Annotated in this window: 27 protein-coding genes and 8 tRNA genes (1 of these 35 only partly in view); 6 read left to right on the top strand and 29 right to left on the bottom strand. The window is 38.4% G+C overall.

Going from position 1 to position 23,055, the window contains the following annotated elements:
• The 9 genes from LIS78_RS01235 to LIS78_RS01195 all read right to left on the bottom strand — a co-directional run.
• Positions 1 to 4 (bottom strand) — tRNA-Leu (locus LIS78_RS01235) (it extends 79 nt beyond the left edge of the window).
• Between the two features lie 12 nt (positions 5 to 16).
• Positions 17 to 89 (bottom strand) — tRNA-Lys (locus LIS78_RS01230).
• A 4-nt stretch (positions 90 to 93) separates the two neighbouring features.
• A tRNA-Gln gene (locus tag LIS78_RS01225) sits at positions 94 to 168 on the bottom strand.
• Positions 169 to 179: 11 nt separating this feature from the next.
• Positions 180 to 255, bottom strand: a tRNA-Asp gene (locus tag LIS78_RS01220).
• A 28-nt stretch (positions 256 to 283) separates the two neighbouring features.
• Positions 284 to 359: transfer RNA gene (locus tag LIS78_RS01215), tRNA-Val, on the bottom strand.
• Between the two features lie 24 nt (positions 360 to 383).
• Positions 384 to 458: transfer RNA gene (locus tag LIS78_RS01210), tRNA-Glu, on the bottom strand.
• Between the two features lie 9 nt (positions 459 to 467).
• Positions 468 to 558 (bottom strand) — tRNA-Ser (locus LIS78_RS01205).
• 3 nt (positions 559 to 561) lie between these two features.
• Positions 562 to 636: transfer RNA gene (locus LIS78_RS01200), tRNA-Asn, on the bottom strand.
• Positions 637 to 770: 134 nt separating this feature from the next.
• Positions 771 to 1,220, bottom strand: a complete 450-nt coding sequence (locus tag LIS78_RS01195) for a SprT family protein (RefSeq protein WP_252284546.1) — start codon at positions 1,218 to 1,220, stop codon at positions 771 to 773.
• A gap of 109 nt (positions 1,221 to 1,329) precedes the next feature.
• On the opposite strand from LIS78_RS01195, the gene cmpA reads away from it, so the two are divergent.
• Complete coding sequence (cmpA, locus tag LIS78_RS01190; protein ID WP_013055014.1) at positions 1,330 to 1,446, top strand: cortex morphogenetic protein CmpA; 117 nt, start codon at positions 1,330 to 1,332, stop codon at positions 1,444 to 1,446.
• 57 nt (positions 1,447 to 1,503) lie between these two features.
• On the opposite strand, the gene LIS78_RS01185 is transcribed toward cmpA, so the two are convergent.
• From LIS78_RS01185 to acpS, 14 genes are all read right to left on the bottom strand, one after another.
• Positions 1,504 to 3,678 (bottom strand): Tex family protein, encoded by a 2,175-nt coding sequence (locus LIS78_RS01185; RefSeq protein WP_252284545.1) that lies wholly within the window; start codon positions 3,676 to 3,678, stop codon positions 1,504 to 1,506.
• A gap of 83 nt (positions 3,679 to 3,761) precedes the next feature.
• Positions 3,762 to 4,367, bottom strand: a complete 606-nt coding sequence (locus LIS78_RS01180) for a PP2C family serine/threonine-protein phosphatase (RefSeq protein WP_013081423.1) — start codon at positions 4,365 to 4,367, stop codon at positions 3,762 to 3,764.
• A complete protein-coding gene (sigB, locus tag LIS78_RS01175) occupies positions 4,367 to 5,161 on the bottom strand; it encodes an RNA polymerase sigma factor SigB (RefSeq protein WP_013055011.1) in 795 nt (264 codons plus the stop codon). Before sigB ends, LIS78_RS01180 begins: the two co-directional genes overlap by 1 nt.
• On the bottom strand, positions 5,127 to 5,612 hold the full coding sequence (gene rsbW / locus LIS78_RS01170) for an anti-sigma B factor RsbW (RefSeq protein WP_025753516.1): 486 nt from the start codon (positions 5,610 to 5,612) through the stop codon (positions 5,127 to 5,129). Before rsbW ends, sigB begins: the two co-directional genes overlap by 35 nt.
• Entirely contained in the window at positions 5,609 to 5,941 is a 333-nt protein-coding gene (locus LIS78_RS01165) for an anti-sigma factor antagonist (RefSeq protein ID WP_013055009.1), read from the bottom strand. Before LIS78_RS01165 ends, rsbW begins: the two co-directional genes overlap by 4 nt.
• Positions 5,942 to 6,000: 59 nt before the next feature.
• Complete coding sequence (locus tag LIS78_RS01160; protein WP_195781426.1) at positions 6,001 to 7,011, bottom strand: PP2C family protein-serine/threonine phosphatase; 1,011 nt, start codon at positions 7,009 to 7,011, stop codon at positions 6,001 to 6,003.
• 13 nt (positions 7,012 to 7,024) lie between these two features.
• Complete coding sequence (locus LIS78_RS01155; protein ID WP_013055007.1) at positions 7,025 to 7,426, bottom strand: anti-sigma regulatory factor; 402 nt, start codon at positions 7,424 to 7,426, stop codon at positions 7,025 to 7,027.
• A gap of 3 nt (positions 7,427 to 7,429) precedes the next feature.
• Entirely contained in the window at positions 7,430 to 7,786 is a 357-nt protein-coding gene (locus tag LIS78_RS01150) for an STAS domain-containing protein (protein ID WP_013055006.1), read from the bottom strand.
• A 2-nt stretch (positions 7,787 to 7,788) separates the two neighbouring features.
• Positions 7,789 to 8,625 carry an RsbT co-antagonist protein RsbRA gene (locus LIS78_RS01145; RefSeq protein ID WP_252284544.1) on the bottom strand — a complete coding sequence of 279 codons (837 nt, stop codon included), beginning with the start codon at positions 8,623 to 8,625 and terminating at the stop codon, positions 7,789 to 7,791.
• Between the two features lie 159 nt (positions 8,626 to 8,784).
• Complete coding sequence (gene ndoA, locus LIS78_RS01140) at positions 8,785 to 9,135, bottom strand: type II toxin-antitoxin system endoribonuclease NdoA (protein ID WP_013055004.1); 351 nt, start codon at positions 9,133 to 9,135, stop codon at positions 8,785 to 8,787.
• A gap of 4 nt (positions 9,136 to 9,139) precedes the next feature.
• Positions 9,140 to 9,421 carry a CopG family ribbon-helix-helix protein gene (locus LIS78_RS01135; RefSeq protein WP_013055003.1) on the bottom strand — a complete coding sequence of 94 codons (282 nt, stop codon included), beginning with the start codon at positions 9,419 to 9,421 and terminating at the stop codon, positions 9,140 to 9,142.
• 200 nt (positions 9,422 to 9,621) lie between these two features.
• Positions 9,622 to 10,782 (bottom strand): alanine racemase, encoded by a 1,161-nt coding sequence (gene alr / locus LIS78_RS01130; RefSeq protein WP_425334716.1) that lies wholly within the window; start codon positions 10,780 to 10,782, stop codon positions 9,622 to 9,624.
• Positions 10,783 to 10,925: 143 nt separating this feature from the next.
• Positions 10,926 to 11,984, bottom strand: a complete 1,059-nt coding sequence (locus LIS78_RS01125) for a LolA family protein (RefSeq protein ID WP_195781428.1) — start codon at positions 11,982 to 11,984, stop codon at positions 10,926 to 10,928.
• 58 nt (positions 11,985 to 12,042) lie between these two features.
• Entirely contained in the window at positions 12,043 to 12,408 is a 366-nt protein-coding gene (gene acpS / locus LIS78_RS01120) for a holo-ACP synthase (RefSeq protein WP_195783335.1), read from the bottom strand.
• A gap of 64 nt (positions 12,409 to 12,472) precedes the next feature.
• On the opposite strand from acpS, the gene LIS78_RS01115 reads away from it, so the two are divergent.
• Positions 12,473 to 13,075 (top strand): rhomboid family intramembrane serine protease, encoded by a 603-nt coding sequence (locus tag LIS78_RS01115; RefSeq protein WP_098250182.1) that lies wholly within the window; start codon positions 12,473 to 12,475, stop codon positions 13,073 to 13,075.
• An 8-nt stretch (positions 13,076 to 13,083) separates the two neighbouring features.
• Here LIS78_RS01115 and uvsE read toward each other — a convergent pair whose 3' ends face one another.
• The 4 genes from uvsE to LIS78_RS01095 form a co-directional block, all read right to left on the bottom strand.
• A complete protein-coding gene (gene uvsE / locus LIS78_RS01110) occupies positions 13,084 to 14,055 on the bottom strand; it encodes a UV DNA damage repair endonuclease UvsE (protein ID WP_252284543.1) in 972 nt (323 codons plus the stop codon).
• 94 nt (positions 14,056 to 14,149) lie between these two features.
• Positions 14,150 to 15,661, bottom strand: a complete 1,512-nt coding sequence (gene cshA, locus LIS78_RS01105) for a degradosome RNA helicase CshA (RefSeq protein WP_195781430.1) — start codon at positions 15,659 to 15,661, stop codon at positions 14,150 to 14,152.
• A 196-nt stretch (positions 15,662 to 15,857) separates the two neighbouring features.
• The gene (locus LIS78_RS01100) at positions 15,858 to 17,240 is read right to left on the bottom strand and encodes a UDP-N-acetylmuramoyl-tripeptide--D-alanyl-D-alanine ligase (protein ID WP_195781431.1); all 1,383 of its coding nucleotides are present in this window, start codon (positions 17,238 to 17,240) and stop codon (positions 15,858 to 15,860) included.
• 96 nt (positions 17,241 to 17,336) lie between these two features.
• Complete coding sequence (locus LIS78_RS01095) at positions 17,337 to 18,419, bottom strand: D-alanine--D-alanine ligase (protein ID WP_013054995.1); 1,083 nt, start codon at positions 18,417 to 18,419, stop codon at positions 17,337 to 17,339.
• Positions 18,420 to 18,712: 293 nt separating this feature from the next.
• Here LIS78_RS01095 and LIS78_RS01090 point away from each other — a divergent pair, with 293 nt between their 5' ends.
• The 4 genes from LIS78_RS01090 (at position 18,713) to LIS78_RS01075 (ending at position 21,040) form a co-directional block, all read left to right on the top strand.
• On the top strand, positions 18,713 to 19,225 hold the full coding sequence (locus LIS78_RS01090) for an FMN-binding protein (protein WP_195781432.1): 513 nt from the start codon (positions 18,713 to 18,715) through the stop codon (positions 19,223 to 19,225).
• Positions 19,226 to 19,239: 14 nt separating this feature from the next.
• Entirely contained in the window at positions 19,240 to 20,169 is a 930-nt protein-coding gene (locus LIS78_RS01085; protein ID WP_229754503.1) for an FAD:protein FMN transferase, read from the top strand.
• Positions 20,153 to 20,497 carry a hypothetical protein gene (locus LIS78_RS01080; protein ID WP_252284542.1) on the top strand — a complete coding sequence of 115 codons (345 nt, stop codon included), beginning with the start codon at positions 20,153 to 20,155 and terminating at the stop codon, positions 20,495 to 20,497. The genes LIS78_RS01085 and LIS78_RS01080 overlap by 17 nt, the downstream gene beginning before the upstream one ends.
• Positions 20,498 to 20,671: 174 nt before the next feature.
• On the top strand, positions 20,672 to 21,040 hold the full coding sequence (locus LIS78_RS01075; protein WP_286676938.1) for an RnfABCDGE type electron transport complex subunit D: 369 nt from the start codon (positions 20,672 to 20,674) through the stop codon (positions 21,038 to 21,040).
• Between the two features lie 16 nt (positions 21,041 to 21,056).
• Here LIS78_RS01075 and LIS78_RS01070 read toward each other — a convergent pair whose 3' ends face one another.
• Positions 21,057 to 22,292 carry a sensor histidine kinase gene (locus LIS78_RS01070; protein WP_209150834.1) on the bottom strand — a complete coding sequence of 412 codons (1,236 nt, stop codon included), beginning with the start codon at positions 22,290 to 22,292 and terminating at the stop codon, positions 21,057 to 21,059.
• A complete protein-coding gene (locus LIS78_RS01065) occupies positions 22,285 to 22,962 on the bottom strand; it encodes a response regulator transcription factor (RefSeq protein WP_013054991.1) in 678 nt (225 codons plus the stop codon). Before LIS78_RS01065 ends, LIS78_RS01070 begins: the two co-directional genes overlap by 8 nt.
• Positions 22,963 to 23,055: the final 93 nt, after the last annotated feature.

Genomic DNA, 23,055 nt, shown 5'->3' with positions numbered 1-23,055 from the left:
CCGCAAGAAATGAAAATGAGCCATGAAGGACTCGAACCTTCGACCCTCTGATTAAAAGTCAGATGCTCTACCAACTGAGCTAATGGCTCTTTATGGCTGGGCTAGCTGGATTCGAACCAACGCATGACGGAATCAAAATCCGTTGCCTTACCGCTTGGCGATAGCCCAATAATTTAAAATGGCGGTCCCGACGGGAATCGAACCCGCGATCTCCTGCGTGACAGGCAGGCATGTTAACCGCTACACCACGGGACCATCCAAAATTATGTATAAAACAGTCAAATGGTGGAGGATGACGGGATCGAACCGCCGACCCCCTGCTTGTAAGGCAGGTGCTCTCCCAGCTGAGCTAATCCTCCACAGAATATGTAAATAAAAATCAATGGTGACCCGTACGGGATTCGAACCCGTGTTACCGCCGTGAAAGGGCGGTGTCTTAACCGCTTGACCAACGGGCCATTATAAAATGGCGGAGAAGGAGGGATTTGAACCCTCGCGCCGCTTACACGACCTACACCCTTAGCAGGGGCGCCTCTTCAGCCACTTGAGTACTTCTCCATATGGCTCCACAGGTAGGACTCGAACCTACGACCGATCGGTTAACAGCCGATAGCTCTACCACTGAGCTACTGTGGAATAATATTTATCAGACTTCTTACATTGTAATCGACATTATATATAATGTCAATAAGTTTTTGTAATTTCTTTGCCGTTTATTTGAGACGGCTTTATTAATTTATCATAATCAATCTATTTTAGTCAAGCATCTTCTACATTTTTTTCAATTTACCTTTACACTTTCCACAAACATATTTAACCGTGTTCACTTTTCTTTTTCGAACATATTTTTGATCACACTGCATACATACATATATGTGCTTTTTTTTCTTTCCATCACTTTCTTTTTTCAATGCCTGACAAAATCGGGGGGCGCCTACTTCTTTCATTAGCCTTTTAAAGTCTTGATCTCCATGCTTATACCCTTTCCCCTCAATATGCAAATGATAGTGACAGAGCTCATGTTTAATAATTTCTACTATTTCTTGTCTGCCATATTGTTCAAAGTATTTGTAGTTTACTTCTATATTAGATGTACGTAATAAATACCTTCCACCTGTCGTACGTAAACGAGAATTAAAAGTGGCTTCATGACGAAATGGTTTGTGAAACAGCTTCAATGAAATTTCTTCTACAAGTATTTGTAAATCCTTATCATTCATTTTATATACTCCTCTACTGTATGAAATCACCTGACTAGCTCTTTGGGCATACACTTCATTACATACTCACTATTTACCTTATCATAAATGAAAAGGAGTGATTGTCCTTATGCCAATGTGGCTACAAAAACAAATGAGGCGCGCTTATTCTGAAAAAGACCGTGCACAAATAAAATTGCTCAATCAATGTTGGTTTTTTTATCAAAAAAATAATTCCGCTTCTTAAATCACTTCTTTTTACAAATAAAATTGCCTTTTCAGAAAATCTGAAAAGGCAATTTTATTATTGATGAGGCGGAATCATCGTCAGTGCGACTCTTCCTTTTTTCATATCTACGTCTTCTACCCACACATTCACCAAATCTCCTACTGAAACGACATCGAGGGGATGCTTAACGTACCGATTCGTTAATTTAGAAATATGGACTAGACCGTCTTGCTTAACTCCTATATCGATGAACGCTCCGAAGTCTACGACGTTTCGCACCGTACCTTCAAGCTGAATACCTTTGGCAAGATCCTCTAGCTTCAAAATATCCTGACGGAGCAAAGGTTTTGGCAGTTCATCACGCGGATCTCTTTCCGGTCTTACGAGCGCTTCTATAATGTCTTTTAAAGTAAGCTCCCCTATACTTAGTTCTTCTGATATTTCGGGTAAAGAAATATGTTTTAATGCTTCTTTTACTTTCTCCGTTCCAAGCTCAGTCTCTTTCACTTCCGCTTTCTTTAAAAGCTTTTTAACGTCTCCATATGTTTCAGGATGGATACCCGTTCTGTCTAAAGGTTCTTCACCTTCTATAATACGTAAAAAACCAATACACTGCTCATACGTTTTAGCACCTAGACGCGGAATTTTCTTCAACTGTTTTCGGTTAGAGAATTTTCCGTTTTCATCCCGATATTTTACAATGTTTTGAGCAACTGTCTTATTTAGACCAGCAACGTATTGTAGAAGCGAAGCAGAAGCCGTGTTTGCATTTACTCCTACCTGATTTACTACTGTCTCTACAATAAAAGTCAGTGAATCATTTAATTGCTTTTGAGACACATCATGCTGATACTGCCCTACTCCTACCGACTTAGGATCAATTTTCACAAGTTCAGCCAGCGGATCTTGCAGCCTTCTGGCAATCGATACAGCGCTTCGCTCTTCTACTTGAAAATCAGGAAATTCCTCTCTAGCAACATCAGAAGCCGAATATACGCTTGCTCCCGCTTCATTCACAATCAAATAATAAACTGGGTTTTCAATTTCTTTAAGAACATCCGCTACAAATTGCTCCGTTTCGCGAGATGCCGTTCCGTTTCCAATTGCCACTACTTCAATAGGGTATTCAGCGAACATTTTCTTTAATTTATTTTGCGCTTCAGCTGCTTTTCTCACAGGAGGATGTGGATAAATAACATCAATTTTTAATACCTTGCCTGTTTCATCTACTACAGCTAATTTGCAGCCTGTTCGAAAAGCTGGATCTACTCCTAATACCACTTTCCCTTTCAATGGAGGTTGGAGAAGAAGTTTTCGTAAGTTTTCAGAAAAGATGTGAATGGCTCTTTCTTCTGCTTTTTCTGATAGCTCTTTACGGATTTCGCGTTCAATAGATGGTTCTATTAAACGTTTATAAGCATCTTCTATCGCTGAGATGATATAACCTTCAGCTGAAGAATCCCTTTTTTTGATTACTTGTTTATGTAAATATGAAAGAATACGATCTGTAGGCCCATCAATACTCACTTTTAAAATACCGTCTTTTTCTCCTCTATTCATAGCTAAGATACGATGAGGAACGATTCGCTTTACCGCTTCTGTATATTCATAGTACATTTCATAGATATTTTTTTCATCTTTTTCCGGATCTTTGACTGAAGTAACAATTATGCCATCTTTTACAGTGGTCGTACGAATCCATTGACGGTAAGATGCTTCGTCAGAAATTTGTTCCGCTACAATGTCTAGGGCTCCCTGAATAGCTTCGTCAGAAGATTGAACTCCCGCTTCTTCATTTATGTATGTTTGCGCTTCATTCTTCACGTCAGAGCGCGGGAAACTTAGTAGCCACTGTGCTAATGGTTCAAGACCTTTTTCTTTTGCTACAGTTGCTTTTGTACGTCGTTTTTGCTTAAAAGGGCGGTATAAATCTTCTAATTGCTGCAATTTCTTCGCTTGATGAATTTGAGCAGCCAGTTCCTCAGTTAATTTCCCTTGTTCTTCAATTAATCGAAGAACTTCCTCTTTACGCTCCTCTAAATTCATTAAGTAGTTCCAGGAATCTAAAATATTCCGGATTTGGACTTCATCCAAAGCACCGGTTTGTTCTTTTCTATATCGAGCAATAAAGGGAACTGTATTACCGTCTTCTACTAAAGCAATTACGTTTTGTACTTGCTTTTGTGAAATCTCCACCTCTTTACTTACACGTTGAACAATTTGATTATCTAATTTCGTTGCAACAGACACACCTTATCCTCCTACCTAAATGAAACTTTGTCTCTATTGTAACAAAACTCACATGCAATAACACATGTGAGCTAAAAAGAAAGCTATGCAGTTGGAAGATGACCAGCGATATACGTAATATCGTCATTATGAGATCGAATTGCTGCCTGTAGCCGTGTCGACAATTGATCTACATTCATCGAGTTAGCAAAAACAGATTTAATCTCTTTTAATTCTAAGCCATCTGTATGAATCAAAAATTTAGAACCGGAGTCATATGGGAAGGTTTGTGTGCGGAACTTTTGAATTTTCCCTGATAAAAAACCTTGAATTGGCAGAGGGTACGTTAATTTCCCCTCCGGAGAATACAGATAAAAGCGGATATTACCTACATTTGTGTAATGAAATTCGTTATGTTTTTTATCAATTTTCAAAATAGCTACTGCCGCACCTCTTGTATGTCGAGTAGCTTTGTTGCACTTAGAAATGATCTCATCCACATCTAGATGATGATGAGCTTTCGCTACATCCGTAACAGCTACAGAAGCGGCTCTGGCTTGTTCACCGCTTCCTAATCCATCTGCCACTGCACATAGAAAATAGTCATCCGTTTCTTTGACATAGTAACTATCTCCACAACATACGTTCCCTTGCTTTGGCTCTTGGTATATATGAGTTTGAATCAACTTTGTATTAGGGTCTACTGTCATCACGACATATACTCCGAATCGTTAGAATCTGAGCGAGCTGCAGTCCTTAGCTTATCAAGAGCTCTTCTTTGCAGTCGAGATACATGCATTTGAGAAATCCCTAGCTTCTCACCGGCATCTTTTTGACTCAGATTTTCAATAAATGTATAGCGAATCACTTCTTTTTCTCTATCGCTTAATACATGAAGAATCTTTTCTAACACTAAGCGCTGATCAGTTTTCTCATAACCCGACTCTTGTTCACCTACTAAATCAAGGATTGTAACAGTACTTCCATCAGAGTCTGCTTCAATGGAATGATCAACAGACAACGCTTGATAACTTTGCCCCATCTCCATCGTTTCTAAAATTTCTTCCTCTGTCACTCCGATATGATCAGCAATTTCTTTCACTTGAGGAGATCGCTGTAAACGGGTTGTTAGCTCTTCGACAGCTGCTTTAATTTTAGGACCTAATTCTTTGATGCGGCGTGGTACGTGAACACTCCACGTTTTATCGCGTAAAAATCGCTTAATCTCTCCAATGATTGTAGGAACAGCAAACGATTCAAAGCTTCTTCCAAATGAAGCATCATACCTTCTAATAGCCCCTAACAGTCCTAGCATCCCTACCTGCACAATATCTTCATGTAAGCTTCTGCCTTTTGAATAACGACGTGCAATAGATTCAACAAGGTTCTTGTAATGTACTACTAGATCACTTTGTGCTTCTTCATCCTGCGTTTTTTGAAAGCGCTCAATTCGTTCCTGAACCTGTTCTTTAGTTAATTTCATAGGTTGAGACTGTGTTTTCATCACTCTCCACCTGCTCTCTTTGCACATACTTAGTCATCATTAGCGTTACACCTTTTGAATTGACCATTTTCACTTCGTCCATTAGTGTTTCAATTAAATATAAACCAAGTCCACCTTCAGGAAGAAATTCAACTTCTTTTGATGTTTCATAAGGTCCTATATGTTCCTTAAGCTCTTCAAAATTAAAGCTTTCACCTTTATCGACCACCATGATTTCTAAACGGTCATCAAATAAACCAAAACCTACTCTCACTTCACCATTTTCTTCACTCTTGTAAGCATGCTGCACGGCATTTGTACATGCCTCACTCACAGCAATTTTCATATCTTCAATTTCATCATAAGAAAAACCCATCCGGTTCGCTACACCAGACAGCGTTAGTCGAATAATCGCTACGTAGTCTGGCTTAGCAGGAATCTTCATCTCAACAAAGTCATAAGGCTGTTTCATTTTACGCCACCTTCTACTTGTGAATTCACGTTTAAAATGTCTGTGAGGCCCGTAATATCAAATAAGCGCTTTATGCGCTCTGATACACCAACAAATTTCAAAGAGCCGTTATTTTTCTTATTGGCTTTTAACAATGCAATAAATACACCTAGTCCTGTACTATCCATGTATGATACATCGGTTAAATCGACTATAATTTCTGGTTCAGTATGTTCAGTAATTTCCATGAACTTTTCTTTTAGCTTAGGTGCTGTATATGCGTCAATCTCTCCAGCCAGCTTAATACGATATGCTTGACCGTCCTTTTGTATATCTATTTTTAAATTCATCGTATTAGTAGACCCCCTCTAATTTTGTGCTATCTTTTCTGTACCCTTATTTAGAATACTTAAACTAAACTCTTCAAAATAATCAATGTAAAGTCATCCCTCAATTGAAAATGCTGTAATTTTTCCAGCTCTTTATATACAGATTCTACAATTTCTTGAGGAGACAAATGCATGTATTTTCGAATTAATTTTATGATGTCCAATCTTTCAATAAATCCTTCTTCAGTTCTGCATTCTGTTACGCCATCTGTTAACAGAACAATCATATCGCCTTTTGAAAGCTGCTGCTCGTACTGAAGATATTTCACATGGCGATCGACTCCTAGCACGAGTCCTTTTGCTTCCAAATCTTCAAATGAATCAACTTTGGCATCATAATAAAAACCTGGCTCATGTCCTGCAGATGCATAATCAAATAAGTTTGTCTCGGGATTATAGCTTCCGTAGAACATCGTAATAAACATACTTGGATCTACGTTTCGCTCTACAATATTATTCAAGTTCTCTAATACATAACTTGGATTTTTTCTTGAGTCCGGTAAGCTGTCCATTGCATACTTGATCATAGACATACACATTGCAGCTGGAATTCCTTTTCCGATCACATCGGCAATGGCAATACTTAACCCACCGTGCTCTTCTTCTACAAAGTGAAAATAATCTCCGTTCATCTGTTTAGCCGGTACGCTAATCGCACCAATTTCTAAAGTTGAACTAGCGGGAACCTTTGTCCCTAACAGCGTCTGCTGGACGTTAGCGGCAACTTCGATTTCAGAACGAAGTTCCCGCTGCTTATTTTTTAATGTTTGATGCTCACGAAGAGCAAGACCGTAGCTAATCATTACCTCAAGTAAAAAGTCCAGAGAATGCAGCACTTTTTCTGGAATATCAGAATAAATTTCTTCAATCACTTCTTTATGAATGCTCACAATATCTTCTGGCGATATTTCATTCTCTAAAGATTTTCTACTTAGTTTTTGTCCTTGATACAAAATTTGTTCATTTTGTGTTTGGATATAGTTCCCCAAAATATCTTTGTATAAATCTCTCATCTCTTTATCAAAAGACATTATCTATTTCCTCCTACCGGAGCCACTTAACTGCTTTAATCTCAGTACCTTCTCCGACATTTGTTTCGATGTCAAACTCATCCATCAATCGTTTTACCCCAGGAAGCCCAGCTCCTAGTCCACCCGATGTTGAGTATCCATCTTCCATTACTTTGCGAACGTCGGGGATACCTGGCCCTTCATCTGTTGCTACGACAAGAAGACCGTTTTTTCCTCCACGATTTAATTTCTCAATATAGATTTGACCCTTACCCGCATATAGGTAAATATTACGAGCTAATTCAGAAATGGCGGTTGTAATACGAGCTTGGTCAACTGTTCCAAACCCTAGCTCTTTCGACACATTTCTACCTAATTGGCGTGCCGCTACGATGTCCCATTCTGTTACGATTTTTACGCTGGATTGGAATTCCATATACTAATCCCCCAATTCCGATTGGAGTTTCTCAAGACCTTTTTCTAAATCGAGTGCAGTAAGAACATCATTTAGGCCAATCCCTAACTCAACAAGTGTAATAGCTACTGCAGGCTGGATACCTGTTAATACTACTCTAGCCCCCATCAAATTAGACATGCTAACCACGTCACCTAACACTTTTGCGATGAATGAATCGATCATATCAATTGAAGTTAAATCGATTACCACTCCTTTTGCTCCAGTTTGATGAATTTTACTTAGCAAATCTTCTTGGAATTGAATAGCCGTTTGATCATCCAGCTCCCATTGAATGGATACCAATAAATAGTCGTACAATTTCAAAATGGGTATTCTCACGTTTATTCCTCCGATTCTATATCAACTATTTTCCGCTCAGTCATTTCTAACGCAAACTCTACGCCTTTTTTTAATGAGTTTTTCGTAATAATTTCGTTTAAGTTAATACCTAAGTTCACAATAGTCTGAGCAATTTCCGGACGAATTCCTACTAACAAACACTTGGCTCCAACCAAACGTACGGCTTCAGCAGCTTGAATGATATGATGGGCAACCATCGTATCCACTACTGGTACTCCGGTAATATCTATTAATACGACCTCTGATCGGTGCTTTACGACACCTTGCAGTAAGTTTTCCATAATTTTCTTTGCGCGATCAGTGTCAATTGTTCCTACAAGCGGCATTACTGTAATTTTATCAAATACCGGTATTAATGGAGCAGACAATTCTTGAAGTGCAACTTTTTGCAACATAACTGTATTTTCCCACGAGTTGGAGTATTGTTCTACTATTTTGTTATAAATAGGGCTTAACCACTTGTCAAACCGATAGAATAATTCAGAATGAGTTTGGTCAGCCTTTACATGTTCACTGTTTACATACCCTTCAACCACTACGTGACCCAAGTTACGTACACCCTGTGTCAAATAAGCAAGAGGCCATCCTAAACTCACAACTCGTCCTACTACTTCCTCTAGTTCCTCTGCAAAATTTTCCTGATCTCGGAATGCTTTTGCCAAAAGTAAATCTACAAAATCAGAGCTTACATTTACGTACACTTGCTCGGATACAATGTTTTTAATCCGCTCTGTTTCCACATCATTCATTAACACTAGCCATCGATCAAAAATTTCTGATTTATGATTTTGTATATAATTGAATAAATCTTGATTCATGAGGTCCTCCTTGTGAGTCAATACACTCATTTATATCTATCTATATATATTATCATTTTTAAAACGTTTCTTATTACAATATACGTTTACTGATTATTCCTAGTCAAATTAAAAAAGTTGCTCATAAAGGAGCAACTTAGCATAAATGGAAGTATAATTCTAAAAGTCGATAAGTCCTACACTGATTTGCAAGGCTTCATCCACTCTGTCCATCATTTCATCATCTAAATGGGTAATCTTGTCTGTTAGCCTCTGTTTATCAATAGTACGAATTTGTTCTAGTAAAATAACTGAATCTCGCTCAAATCCATAGCGCTTTGCATCAATTTCAACATGCGTAGGTAACTTTGCCTTTTGAATTTGAGCAGTGATCGCAGCTACAATAACAGTTGGGCTAAAACGATTGCCTATATCATTTTGAATGACAAGTACAGGGCGAACGCCTCCTTGTTCTGAGCCAACAACAGGAGATAGGTCAGCAAAATAAACGTCGCCACGTTTGACTACCAAGTCATTACCCCCCGCTTACTAAACGATCCACAGTATGATCAGCTTCATACTCTGCTAGAAAAGCCTCGGAAGCAATATTTAAGTTTATCTTTGCCATCTCCATATATCCACGTCTCATTGATTCGCGAATATGGCGTTTTTTTCGCTCACGAAGGTACAATTTTGTTGCTTGGTGAATAAAATCACTTCGGTTGCCATTTTCTTGTTTAACCATAAGATCGAGCTCCGATACTAAATTTTTCGGTAATCTTACTAGGATTTCTGTAGTTGCGCTCGCTTCAGACACAAACATACACCTCCAACATCAATACACACACCAATAGTCTCATCTTTCCTTATCATAACATTGATTAGCTTTAATGGAAAGTTAATTCTGTCAATTTCTACACTATTATCGTCAATTGATACCCTCTTTTATGCATGGAAGTTATTATTTTATTGTCTTTTGTTCGCAGACTTTTTATGTTGACTCAGGAAGATGTATATTCAGCGCAAGATATAATTATTAACATCAATATGCTGCGAATCTCTTGTATAAACCCTCGGAACCCTTGCTGCAATCATGCAAGGGATTTCATAATTAATTGTTTCAAGATGCTTCGCTACTTCATCAATTGTAATTTCAGCACCTTTTTGTTTTCCAATAAATGTGACTTTTGTACCCATTTTATACATTTTAGGTAATTTAATCATCAATTGATCCATGCATATTCTACCAACAATTGGCACTTTAACTCCATCTACTAATACTTCAAAATTGCTTAGTTTACGAATCCAGCCGTCTGCGTATCCTACTGGAATAGTAGCAATCCATTCATCTTCTTTAGCTTCATAAGTAGCTCCGTAACTGATATGACTCCCTTTTTTGACTTTTTTAACATGCACAATACGGCTGTGCAGCGAAAAAGCTTGTTTTAACGGAATTGGCAAGACTTCTTTTAATTCCTCAGAAGGACTCAAGCCATACATAGAGATACCTAAGCGTACGCCATTAAAGATATCTTTCGGACGACGAAGCAAGGCTGCGCTATTTGCACAGTGAATCATCGGAGGTGTAAAATTATGTTCTTTCACAATTCGAACCATTTCTTCAAAGAATGTGTATTGTTCTTCAAAATAAGACGAGTTTAGCTCGTCTGCTGTTGCAAAGTGTGTAAACACTCCATCCAGAACGAATCCTGAATGAGAAGCGATGATCTTCATCGTTTCGTGTAATTCTTCTTTTGTTCTAACTCCTAAGCGACCCATGCCTGTATCTATTTTTAAATGCATATGCAGCTGACTGTTTTCACCGAGAACGGACGCTGCTTCTTCAATCCAAGCTTTGCTATAAGCAGTGACCGTTACATCCCATTCCAATGCGGTTTGAATGTGTAAGGCAGGCACGGCTCCTAATACTAAAATGGATTCCTTTATTCCTTTTTTTCGAAGAGCAATAGCTTCATCCAAAAAAGCTACAGCTAGCATATCAGCACCAGCTTGAAGCGCAATCTCTGCTACTTCTTTATCTCCATGCCCGTACGCATTCGCCTTTACTACGGCCATTAACGTTTTATGCCCCGGTATTAGTTCTCTTACATGATTCACATTTTGAAAAATGGCTTCTACATCAATTTCTGCCCATGTTTCTCTATAAAATGCATCCATTACTACGACACTTCCTTTTTTCAGAACCATTCTAAACGTACTTTCCTCTGTTAGTATAATACATCTATAGCCAAACTTCATCTCGATCTTTATTCAAATTAAGCAAGAACAAGCCTACATATATGCAGGCTTGTAAGCTTCTCTTATTTTCCCATCTGACTTTGCACAGATCTAGCAACTGTACTCAATTCATCTGGTGTTAGCTGATCAGAAGCCAGCATAAAGTCTACTCCATTATATGTCCAAGATAGACTTTTATCCGTTAAAGCTCCCACAGTAAAACCTAAATCAAATGGCTCTCCGGCAGTAACTGTAGATGTTGCTGTTTTAGCTACTTGAGCTTTTCCTTGTACAAGCGTAAACGGCTTTTCTCCTTTGTACATTAAAACGACTCTCTCGCCATTTTCCGTCTCAATTTTCTTTTCCTTGGACAGCTTTGTACCTTTTGGAACATCCTTAGGATAAAGGACGCTAAATGATTTTTGCTGAGCTAATGTTGGAACGTCAATCTTTGCACTGGTCATGTTTCTTTTTGTATCAAAAGCCCCTTTATCAAACTTAGAATCGAATTTCACCTTAGAGAAATCAACTTTTATTAACACTTTATTATCCGTGTCCATAATTTTAACCGAAACAGGCGCTAAGTCACTTTTGTTCAGCGTAATTTCTTGTTTAGGAAGCATCGTGCTATTTTGATAGTTGGTTTTTGTTTCAAAAATATAATGCTTATCCGTTGATTTAAAACTTGCCTTTTCATCCTTCACAATATCTTGGACAAGGGATTCATACAAATAAGCTTGACTACTATTTTGCGGCCAGTCACTTTGAAAACGAAAGCTTTTATTTAAGGCAGGCGTTAAAACAAAAACCCCTTCATCATTACGCAAAATCATTTGGCTTTGATCTTTCTTTGTATTTTTCAAATTCACTCGATAATACATAGGCTTACTATGCCAAATCTCTACATCGTATACTTGAGCATCTTTCCCTGTATTCAATGTCATCTTAGCATCTGATTTATACCCCGCCATTTCTTGTACCTTGGCATCCAATGCATCTGTTACATCCTGCTGACTTTTTTCACCGCATGCTGATAAGGCTAAGAGAAAAAAGGCGCAAACAAATAAGCCAATCCATTTTTTATGCATTTCCCCAACTCCTTTATTTCGTATATTCACAGCTAAACGGAGAAGCAAGAACATATCTTGTCTCCCCTATCCACACTATGAATATATGAACAAGAAATAGTGAATATGCAGACTAGCTTGACAAGCGTTCAATAATTACTTGAGCAATCGCATAGTGCGCACTGTGGGAAATAGATACGTGTACGGACGCGTCCAGTGGTTGTTTTGTAACAATGTGGGGTTTTCCTCTTTCATCATTCACGATTTCGATATCTTGGAAGCTGAAATCTTTTCCTATTCCTGTTCCAAGAGCTTTCGAATATGCTTCCTTCACAGCAAATCTTCCTGCTAAAAATTCGACCTTACGTCGGCTTGATAGCTTTTCATAGCGTTCTCTTTCATTTTTTGTTAAAATCCGATTAATAAAAGCACTTTGACGCTGCACCATTTTTTCAATCCGTTCTAACTCTGTAATATCAATTCCAGTTCCTATAATCATTTTCATTTAATCCTCTCTTACAGAATAGTATATAAAAATGCCTTTATAAAAAGGAGTGACAAATATGTTCGTACGCACAGAAAATGCAGCTGAATTTAAACGTTTTTATCCTGTTACCTTCACGCTTATCTGCATCCACATTGCGCTGTGGTTACTTGCCGCTCTTCCCTCACACCTTGCAGAATCTTTTATACATCAGCTTATTGGTGTGAATAGCCTAATTTCTCAAGGAGACTACTGGCGACTTTTCACACCTATATTTTTGCACCTAAGCTTTTCACATCTTCTTTTTAACTCATTTTCATTGTTCTTGTTAGGGCCAGGTGCTGAGCGTATTCTTTCTTCTTATAAGTTTCTTCTATTCTACCTTACGTGTGGATTGCTTGGAAATATCGTTACATTTCTAATCCAATCTTCTTTTTACAGCCATGTGGGTGCATCCGGTGCCATTTTCGGGCTGCTCGGATTTTACCTCTACCTTGTAATAAAACAAAAGCATATGCTTTCTAAAAGTAACCAGCAAATCATTGTCGTCTTTTTAATTATTGGATTACTTTCAGGTCTGCTAACGCCAGGAACCAACAACACAGCTCATTTCGTTGGAGGTATTGCTGGATTTCTTCTCGCTTTTCTTGCGTTCAAGCAGAAAAACAAGCCACAGATATGAGGCCTGCTTTAGGATTTAATATAAAAAGTGGATGAGTTAATAAATTCCACATCTTCATAAGACTTCAAGTCTCTTACTAACTGAAAGAGCGCTTCATCTTTTTTCTTAGCTTCAATCATGCAATCAATTTGTGGTATCGTTCCATTTACTTCTTTTAAAAAGCTGTAAAACCCATTAACATCGATATAATCTGCATGGGCTTTAAATTCTTTATCACTTTTAGGACTAGATATATGCATTTTTAGAGGAAGCGTTTCATGTTCCCACGTTCTAATGATACGATCCCAATGCTCTTGCCATGAAGTTTCATCGTTGTTTGCCTGATGATGATGAAGATCAAAAATGATTGGAACATTTAGTTTTTCACATAAATACAAGACGTCCTTTATATGAAAGGTTGTATCGTCGTTTTCTAACATAATCATTTGCTGAAGGGATTGAGGTACAAGCCCCCAATTATGAATAAACTGCTCCAGTGCTTTTTCTTTATCATTATAAGCTCCTCCAACATGTAAAACACAGCGATTTTGAAGCGGAATATCCATTCCTTTCAGCAACTTTTGATGCATGCGAAGAGTTTGGATAGAATGCTTAAAAACCTCTTTATCCGTTGAGTTTAAAACAACAAAATGATCCGGATGAAAATCTACTCGCATTGGATGTTCCTTCAAAAATATAGAAATACGCTGAAGAGCATCTTTTAAAGGAGCTATGTAGTTCCACTCTTTTAGCGCATCATGGTTAGCTAATGGAATTAACTTAGAACTGAATCGAAAAAACTCAATTTCACTCCACGCATTATGTTTTAATAACCGTAAGCAGTTTTCTAAATTGGATATTGCAATACGTTCGAGCTTGCGAATGGCCGCTTCATGGTCTTTCACGCGCTGAAATTGTGCAAAAGTCATTGTTTGAGAAGGAGAACTATTTTCCAAATGAACGCTCATCGCCACATAACCTAACCGAACAATGGTCGACATCAGTGAACACCCCATTTTATTTTACTCATAGTGTGCACCAATAAAATAGCAATTAACACATAAAAAAACGAGCCTGTTAAGGCTCGTTTTTATTTTACGCTTTGCTGCGAGAATCTTTACGATTGCTGCTGCTATTGCGATTTCTATTATCACTGCCGTTGCTTCCACCGCGACGCTTGTCACCAAAACGCTTTGAGTTTCCACGACGATTTTGCTGTGAGTAGTTTTTAGAGTTAGAACGTGAACGACCTCCGCCATTTCCACGTTTGTTTTTATCACCTTTTGCAATTACCGGTGGTTCAGCAGTTAATTGAATTGGTGATTCGTTTGGTTCTTTTGTAAATAATTTGATTGCCGCTGCCACTAATGAAACTGAATCGTGCTCTTCAAGTAACTCTTCTGCCAACTGTTTGTAGTAAGATAAGTTGCCTTGTGTCACAGATTCCGTTAATTTGTCAGCTGCAATACGCTGTTGACCTTCCATTGCTTCATCAAGCGTTGGAGGAGTCATACGCTCCATTTTACGTTTTGTTGTACGCTCAATATTGTGTAACTGTCCAGTTTCTCTTGGCGTTACAAATGTCATAGCAGCACCCATTTTACCAGCACGTCCTGTACGTCCGATACGGTGTACATAGCTCTCTGGATCTTGAGGGATATCAAAGTTGTATACATGAGTAACACCAGAAATATCAAGTCCGCGTGCAGCTACGTCGGTCGCAACTAATACATCAATAGAACCTTCTTTAAATTGACGTAGTACAGATAGACGTTTCGATTGCGTCAAGTCACCATGGATACCTTGTGCAGAATAACCACGCATATTTAATGCTTCTGATAACTCATCAACACGGCGCTTTGTACGACCAAAGATGATAGCTAATTCAGGTGATTGCATATCTAAAAGACGAGTAAGGATATCGAATTTACGCTTTTCTTGTACTTCTAAATAATACTGCGTAATGTTTGGCATCGTTACTTCTTTTGCTTTTACTTTTACCACTTTTGGTTCGTTCATGAATTTTTCAGCAATGCGACGGATTGGAGTAGGCATTGTTGCTGAGAATAAAAGTGTTTGGTGGTTCTCAGGTACGTTTGATAAGATTTTTTCAATGTCTTCGATGAATCCCATGTTTAACATTTCATCTGCTTCATCTAATATAACTGTATGAACGTCTTGTAGACGAAGTGTACGACGATTAATATGATCTAGCATACGTCCTGGTGTCCCTACGATGATATGAGGGTGCTTTTTCAATGCACGAATTTGACGACTGATATCTTGACCACCGTAAATTGATAGCACGCGTACGCGCTTTGTTTGACCAATTTTGTAAAGTTCTTCAGATACCTGTACAGCAAGTTCACGAGTAGGAGCAATAATTAACCCTTGAATTGCATCTACGTTTACATCAACTTTTTCAATAAGAGGAATACCAAATGCAGCTGTTTTCCCTGTTCCTGTTTGTGCTTGTCCGATCAAATCGTGACCTTCTAGTGCTAATGGGATAGTTTCTGATTGAATTGGTGTTGCTTCTTCAAAACCCATTTTACTCACAGCGTTATTAAGCTGTTGACTTAATCCTAAATCTTGAAATAATGCCAAGTTTTTCAAACTCCTTTTATATTTAGACTATCTATATTTTACAAAAAAAAGCATTCTCCGAGGAAACGGAAAATGCTCTAAACGACTACTTCAATAAATTCAACGTTTAGAGTATAAGCGCCTCAAGACACTCAGACTACATCATAACACTATGGCTTTCCGTTTGCAATAGAGCTTACTTATACTCTTTTTAATATCACGGTAATTTATGCATCATTTTTGAGATAACTTCCTCAAGCTTCATTCCTCGAGATGCTTTCACTAAAACCACATCTTCTCTTGTTGTAATCGCTGTTAATTTTTTAACAAGCTCATCTTTCTCCTCAAAGTGCATTACCTTATCTTCTACAAAATTATTTTTTGCTCCGTGCTCAATTTCAACAGATAAGGGGCCGTATGTTAGAACATAATCAATTTTTTCTGCTTGAATAAACTCTCCCACTTCTTTGTGGAACTCTTTTTCCTGATCGCCTAATTCAAGCATATCCCCGAGAACAAGAATTTTTTGCTTATAGCCTTCTAAATCATGCATCAACGTGATAGCAGCTTTAACAGACGTTGGGCTTGCGTTGTATGCGTCATTAATGAAGGTCAGACCATCTGTTCGTTTCACGAGCTCCATACGCATATTGGTTAGCTTTAATTCTTTTAATCCCTTAGCGATTGTTTTATTGTCTAGTCCAAAATAATGACCTACCGCAATAGCAGAAAGCGCATTGTGAACATTATGTTTACCTAATACCGGGATAAAGAATGAATATGTTGTTTCACGTGAAACAGTGAATGTTGTTCCTAACTCTTCAGCTGAAATAGCACTTGGATACAAATCGTTTTGTTCTGAGCTACCAAATGTCACCGTTTCAAATACTGGATTAACTACGCGCGACGTTAAAAGTGGCTCATCACCATTATAGACAAGCTGACCTGTTGGCGCTAAGCCGCTTGTAATTTCTAATTTTGCCTCTGCAATTCCATCACGACTTCCTAAGTCTTGAAGGTGCGATTCGCCGATATTTGTAATAATGGCTACATCAGGCTCCGCTAAATTAGAAAGAAACTCAATCTCTCCTCGGCTGCTCATGCCCATTTCTAAAACTGCAATATCATGAGTTTCATCTAAACGCAAAATAGTAAGCGGCATGCCAATATGATTATTAAAGTTTCCATCTGTTTTCAGAACACGGTAAGTTGTATCGAGCACAGCTTTCACCATGTCTTTTGCCGTTGTTTTCCCGTTACTTCCTGTAATGCCCACTACTTTAATATCTAACTCGTGACGATAGGACTTTGCTAATTGCTGAAGGGCCTCTAGTGTATCATCGACTAAAATAACACTAATGTCTGTCGGTGGGTTTTCTTCGTCTTTGTTCCATAGAGTAGCGACCGCTCCGTTTTCAATTGCTTTATCGACAAATGTATGCCCGTTAAAACGTTCCCCTTTGATTGGGATATATAAATTACCTTGCTGAATTGTTCTCGTATCAATTGAGACTCCCTCAATTACAGCTGCTTCTTTCCCGCTATGAAATACACTTCCTGGAATCATTGTAGCTAGCTGTTTAAGCGTACGTTTAATCATTGTTGGTTTGCTCCTCTCGATATAAAGTAAACTATGGATAACATTAATCGAAACTAAACACAGAAACACTATTCATGATGAATAGTGTTGTGTGAGTTACATTGTGTGTTTAATTTGCTGCTTTTCGGTATGACGTTCAATTGCTAGTGATACAAGTTTTTCGATTAAATCTGGATATTCAACACCTGCGTGTTTCCACAATAACGGGAACATACTGAAAGGTGTAAAACCAGGCATCGTATTCACTTCATTAATAATGAATTTACCTTCTGATGTTAAGAAGAAATCTGCACGTACAAGACCAGATCCATCAATTGCTTTAAATGCTTTGATTGCTAGTGCTGACATTTCTTGATGCTGTTCTTCTGTAATTTCAGCTGGAATAATAAGGCCTGTATCGCCGTCTTCATATTTGGCTTTGTAATCGTAAAACGCTTTTTTAGGTAAGATTTCTCCAACTACTGAACAAGCTGCTTCATCATTCCCTAACACACCAATTTCAACTTCACGACCAACTGCTGCTGCTTCTACAATGATTTTCCGATCGAATAAGAAAGCTTCAACAAATGCCGCTTCTAACTCTTCGCGGTTATCACATTTGCTAATCCCAACGCTTGAACCTAAGTTTGCTGGTTTAACAAAGCAAGGGTATCCAAGTGTTTCTACTTTTTCATAAGCAGCCGTTCGATCTGCTTCCCACTCGCGGCGGATAAATGATACGTACTCTACTTGAGGGAGACCTGCCTGTGCAAACAGCTGCTTCATTACAACTTTATCCATACCAGCTGCTGAAGCTAATACACCGTTTCCAACATAAGGAATATTCAATAATTCTAATAATCCTTGTACCGTACCATCTTCTCCATTTGGACCATGAAGAAGTGGGAAAATAACATCTAGCTGATCATCTGTTTTTGAATCTGTTAATGCAAACATTTCCGTATTCAATGAAACTGGTGAAATAGCAGTTCCGTTATCTTGAATTTCTAATTGAGCAACTGTTTCAAGCGGACCAGTCAGCTGTGTGCCGCGAATCCACTTTCCTGTTTCTGTAATATAAATTGGATGCACTTCATATTTATCGTGATTAATTGCTTTTGAAACTGCTAGAGCTGTTTGTAAAGATACTTTATGTTCAGCGGATTTTCCTCCGTATAAAAGGCCAAGCTTAATTTTCACTGATGTTCCTCCTAACACATATTCATCTTTTCTATTTTATCATGCACGTTTAGATAGTAAACAGAAATATTAACTATTATTACGTATGTCAAAATAGCTAGGCTTGTGAAAGAAATTCCATCGCCTACCCTTATTATTTAGAATCACCTTTTCCTTTGGCTCATTTGTTTTTAAAAAACCTTTCTTGATTTTAAATCTTTTTTAAAAGTTTATTTGTAAAGTTTATTTATGCTAAAGATAACCATCAATAATCGAAACTATAGTTCTGGTACAAATCAGGAGGTTCAACAAACATGAGTAAAATGGGAAAGAAGATGATTGCTGCATGCAGCGTAGCCATTGGAAGTATTTATGCAACTGGTTATATAAACACTCTATCTAATGCACAAGCTGTTCAAGCCACACCGGCTCATCATCAGGAGAAAACGACGGATCAGACAGGCAATCAAACGATTGTCAATGACAACTGGGGAGAAGATATTGCTTCATCTAATGAGAACAATTCATCAGCGAGTGCTGAAAGTTCTGCTCCTAAAACAAAATACAAAGATGGAACGTATTCCGGCCAAGGAAGCAACCGTATCGGAACTGTCTACGTATCCGTGACCATTAAAAACGACCGAATTGATACAGTTGAAATTACAGAAGCGGATACTCACTATTCTCAAAGTTACATTGAGGACCTTCCGTCTCAAGTCGTACAAAGACAAAGCTCAGATGTCGACGTCGTGAGCGGAGCAACGCTTAGTACAGAAGATTTTCAAAATGCCGTGGATGACGCACTTCAGCAAGCAATGAATGCATAAAGGAGAAACGAATGATGTCCATAAAAACGTATAGCCGCTCTGTCTTATGTATGGGAACAACCGTGTCCATTCAAGTAATTGCTCCCCAATCAGAGGAAGCAAATGTCCTTCACCATATCTCAAAGGCATTTACTATTTTTAAAACCGTTGAAACGACATGCAGTCGATTTGATGCCAAAAGCGAAGTTATGAAACTAATTAGACATGTCAAAGAGCCCGTTTCTGTTAGTCCTCTATTATTTGAAGCCCTTCATTTCGCTATCTTAGTAGCAAATGAAACGCATGGAATCTTTGACCCAACGGTAGGAAAACAATTAGAAAACCGCGGTTTTAACGAACATTACTTATATGGAAAGCCCGTACAAGTGAACGAAGCAGTCGATTCTGGAAGTTATAAAGACATCGTATTGGATACACATAAAAAAACGGTTCTCTTACAAAAACCGATGATTATAGATCTTGGAGCGGTCGCCAAAGGATTGGCCATTGATTTGGCTGCCCGCTCCCTTCCTTATCAGCATTTTATGATTAATGCAGGAGGAGACATCCTAGTTAAAGGACTCAATCAACACGGAGAGTTATGGAAAGTCGGGATTCAGCATCCTGCGATTCAAACGCAGTCATTACTGACTTTACGTGTAACAGATACGGCTGTCTGCACATCAGGGAATTATGCTAGAAAAAATAAGACGCATCCATCCATGCATCATTTGGTTAATCCCTTATCTCCATCCACTCGAAGCAGTCTACTGAGTTGTACAGCTATTGCTCCTTCTGCCATGCTGGCCGATGCATTATCTACGTCAGCTTTTATTTTAGGAGCGGAAAAAGGAGTGAATTTATTGAATGATGCCGACATACGCGGCGTACTCTTCGATTCTAGTTTCACTCCTTTTTTCACATCAGATATGGAGGAATTAATGAATTATGACCACACGTTCTGAACGAAGAAGCGGTGTTAAATATATTAGTACACCAAAAGGTTATATTATTGTAGATGAAAACAAACCAAAAGAAATAAGTCCTTGGGCGCAGCTAGTTAAAACACCTAAAAGATATGTAATCGCTATGCTTCTGCTTTTAACCTTATTAGGTGAATTCAACTCTTCTGCCTTTCAAGGTTTAGGACACCTACTACTTGCCGTATGCTCGGCGGCCGCCTTAGATTTAGGATTTTCTTTTGCTTATAAAAAGAAAATCCAGCTTCCTGACGGCGGGATTATTACTGGATTAATTATTGCCTTAGTGCTTAGCACATCTACACCGGCTTAGGTCACATTTTGCACTGTAGCTGTTGCGATTTTATCGAAGCACTTAGTAAAAGTAAAAAAGAAGCCTATTTTTAACCCTGCCGCTTTTGGTCTTCTCTTTTCACTTATTGTCTTTTCAAGCGGCCAAAGCTGGTGGGGAAGCTTATCTTTACTACCCGTATGGCTCATTGTATTCGTGTTTGTGACGGGGTACCTTGTGACGAGCAAGGTAAATAAATTCCCTCAAGTATTTGCGTTTTTGGGCGTGTATTTTGCTATTTTTACGATTATGTCATTAATAGGAGTAGGCGATGTAGCGGATGCTTTACGAGCTCCTTTTGTCAATTCCGCTTTATTTTTAGCCTTCTTTATGGTGACGGATCCGCCAACTTCTCCTGCCAAGTATAAAGACCAAATAAAATTTGGACTACTTGCGGGGGCGATTAGTGCTGTAGATTACTTAGTTTTTGGCGGCCTTGCCTATTTATTAATTGGCCTGTTACTTGCTAATGCATGGAAAGCGTGGAAGACTGCCAATAAAAAAGTGATGAAAAAAGCTGCCTGATGATAGGCAGCTTTTTTCATACCGGAATTTTCACATAAAATTCCGTACCCACGTTTTTTTGACTAAAAACCTTAATTTCTCCGTCATGAGCTTGTACAATCCATTTGGCAATCGCGAGGCCTAAGCCTGATCCTCCTTCGGCACGGGCTCGGCTCTTGTCACTTCGATAAAAGCGATCAAATACATAAGGAAGATCTTTCGCTTCAATTCCAACGCCTGTGTCTCTGACAATTAACGTCATAGAGTGGTGATGTTTCTTTAGACTGATGTGAATGCTTTCTCCAGATGGGGTGTACTTAAAAGCGTTATCTAATAAAATCATACATAGCTGATGAAGTCGTTCTTGATCTCCTCCGCACATTAACGATTCAATTTCCCTTGTGAAGCGCAGCTCCTTTAGTTCAAATATAGGCTCAAACTGATTAGCTACTTTATCAACCAGCTCGTCCATATTAAAGACCGTTTTGTTTAGCAGCTGTGCACTTGAATCAGATCTAGCCAGTGTTAGTAAGTTGCCCACCAGCTTCGTCATCCGCTTCACTTCATTTAAGCTTTGATAAATATTTTCGCTTTCTTGCTCGATCGTATGATTTGGTCGTCTAAACAATAGCTCGAGATGCGTTTGCATCACGGAAAGAGGCGTCCTTAACTCATGGGAAGCATCTGCAATGAACTCAACTTGTTTGTTCCAAGACTTTTGGATAGGTACAAGCGCTCTATTGGCTAAAAACAAGCCAGCTACAAGCGAAAGAAGCAGTCCAATAAAAGCTGAAATGATAAGAAGAAAAGCAAGGTGCTCTAAGGTTTGAGTTTCTGGATCTACGTTTAAGACAAGTTGAATCGTTGAAACGTCTTGGTCTTTTATATATCCTTCGTTTTTCACATTCATCACTCGATAAGCATGACCGTTTACCTCTTGCGACGTTTGGGTTTTTCCTTCTGAGAGCGCAGGCTTAAAGTCGTCAATATCGTTTGTATACAACCCTTTTTTAGGTGTGATTTTGATTAATTTTTTATCACTGCTCCAAAGTAAAAACGCAACGCGCCTTTCTGTTTCTCTCTCATTGTTTTCCTGGATCTCATGTAAGTTTCTTTTTTTTACTTGCTCGCTCATCTCACTTAACCGATTGTCTGGATTTAAAAAAATAACATGCTGCATATAAAAATATAAAACTAAACTAAAAATGCTCAAAATAACCATCAGCACCATTGTGTTAAATAACACAAGCCTGATTCTCGTCTTTTTAAACATGCTCTTCCCCTTTTAACATAAAGCCTACACCTCTGACTGTACGTACATAACCGTCACAATTAAAAGGCTGAAGCTTCTTTCTTAAATGGTGAACATAGACATCTACTACGCCTACTCCTACATCAGATGTAAATCCCCATACCCGATTAAAAATTTGATCTCGAATAAGGATTTGTTCTTTATTTCGAATAAAGTATTCCAAAAGCTGAAATTCTTTAATCGTTAACGTTAGGGCACTCCCATTTATCATAACTTCATGATTGGCTTCTCGTATAGAAATGGGACCATATGAAATCATGCCTTCTTCTGCCTGCAAGTCTCTGAGCATTACCCTTAACCTCGCAAAAAGTTCAGCCATGGCAAAAGGCTTAACCAAATAATCATCAGCTCCGTAATCGAGTCCTTTCACTCGATCTTCTACACTATCTTTTGCAGTGAGAAAAATAACTTTCGTCAGCACCTTTTGTTTTCTTAGCTTTTTTAGTATGTCAAGCCCTGTCATACCCGGCAGCATAATATCTAAAATCAAGGCATCATAAATATTCTGCTCTGCTAAAAACAAACCTTCATCTCCTTCAGACGCACAATCAACTTCATATCCTTCTTCTTTTAAGCCTTCTACGATACCGTGTAATAATGAAGCATCATCTTCTACCACAAGTACACGCATATCAAATTCCCCCTTTTGTGATTACCTAAATAAGCATTATCTTAGCATGTCACTTTTAAAAATATTTTAAAACTAGCGCGTTATCATCTCTTA

Source organism: Priestia megaterium (assembly GCF_023824195.1).
Lineage (GTDB): Bacteria > Bacillota > Bacilli > Bacillales > Bacillaceae_H > Priestia > Priestia megaterium_D.
This window is presented reverse-complemented; position numbering and strand designations above follow the sequence as displayed.

What these genes read in the sequence shown, in the direction of transcription:
- LIS78_RS01195 (WP_252284546.1), bottom strand. Translation starts at nt 1,220, where the DNA reads ATGAATGATAAGGATTTACAAATACTTGTAGAAGAAATTTCATTGAAG.
- cmpA (WP_013055014.1), top strand. Translation starts at nt 1,330, where the DNA reads ATGCCAATGTGGCTACAAAAACAAATGAGGCGCGCTTATTCTGAAAAA.
- LIS78_RS01180 (WP_013081423.1), bottom strand. Translation starts at nt 4,367, where the DNA reads ATGACAGTAGACCCTAATACAAAGTTGATTCAAACTCATATATACCAA.
- sigB (WP_013055011.1), bottom strand. Translation starts at nt 5,161, where the DNA reads ATGAAAACACAGTCTCAACCTATGAAATTAACTAAAGAACAGGTTCAG.
- rsbW (WP_025753516.1), bottom strand. Translation starts at nt 5,612, where the DNA reads ATGAAACAGCCTTATGACTTTGTTGAGATGAAGATTCCTGCTAAGCCA.
- LIS78_RS01165 (WP_013055009.1), bottom strand. Translation starts at nt 5,941, where the DNA reads ATGAATTTAAAAATAGATATACAAAAGGACGGTCAAGCATATCGTATT.
- LIS78_RS01160 (WP_195781426.1), bottom strand. Translation starts at nt 7,011, where the DNA reads ATGTCTTTTGATAAAGAGATGAGAGATTTATACAAAGATATTTTGGGG.
- LIS78_RS01155 (WP_013055007.1), bottom strand. Translation starts at nt 7,426, where the DNA reads ATGGAATTCCAATCCAGCGTAAAAATCGTAACAGAATGGGACATCGTA.
- LIS78_RS01145 (WP_252284544.1), bottom strand. Translation starts at nt 8,625, where the DNA reads ATGAATCAAGATTTATTCAATTATATACAAAATCATAAATCAGAAATT.
- alr (WP_425334716.1), bottom strand. Translation starts at nt 10,782, where the DNA reads ATGGATGCATTTTATAGAGAAACATGGGCAGAAATTGATGTAGAAGCC.
- LIS78_RS01125 (WP_195781428.1), bottom strand. Translation starts at nt 11,984, where the DNA reads ATGTTCTTGCTTCTCCGTTTAGCTGTGAATATACGAAATAAAGGAGTT.
- acpS (WP_195783335.1), bottom strand. Translation starts at nt 12,408, where the DNA reads ATGATTATAGGAACTGGAATTGATATTACAGAGTTAGAACGGATTGAA.
- LIS78_RS01115 (WP_098250182.1), top strand. Translation starts at nt 12,473, where the DNA reads ATGTTCGTACGCACAGAAAATGCAGCTGAATTTAAACGTTTTTATCCT.
- uvsE (WP_252284543.1), bottom strand. Translation starts at nt 14,055, where the DNA reads ATGTCGACCATTGTTCGGTTAGGTTATGTGGCGATGAGCGTTCATTTG.
- LIS78_RS01100 (WP_195781431.1), bottom strand. Translation starts at nt 17,240, where the DNA reads ATGATTAAACGTACGCTTAAACAGCTAGCTACAATGATTCCAGGAAGT.
- LIS78_RS01090 (WP_195781432.1), top strand. Translation starts at nt 18,713, where the DNA reads ATGAGTAAAATGGGAAAGAAGATGATTGCTGCATGCAGCGTAGCCATT.
- LIS78_RS01085 (WP_229754503.1), top strand. Translation starts at nt 19,240, where the DNA reads ATGTCCATAAAAACGTATAGCCGCTCTGTCTTATGTATGGGAACAACC.
- LIS78_RS01080 (WP_252284542.1), top strand. Translation starts at nt 20,153, where the DNA reads ATGACCACACGTTCTGAACGAAGAAGCGGTGTTAAATATATTAGTACA.
- LIS78_RS01070 (WP_209150834.1), bottom strand. Translation starts at nt 22,292, where the DNA reads ATGTTTAAAAAGACGAGAATCAGGCTTGTGTTATTTAACACAATGGTG.
- LIS78_RS01065 (WP_013054991.1), bottom strand. Translation starts at nt 22,962, where the DNA reads ATGCGTGTACTTGTGGTAGAAGATGATGCTTCATTATTACACGGTATC.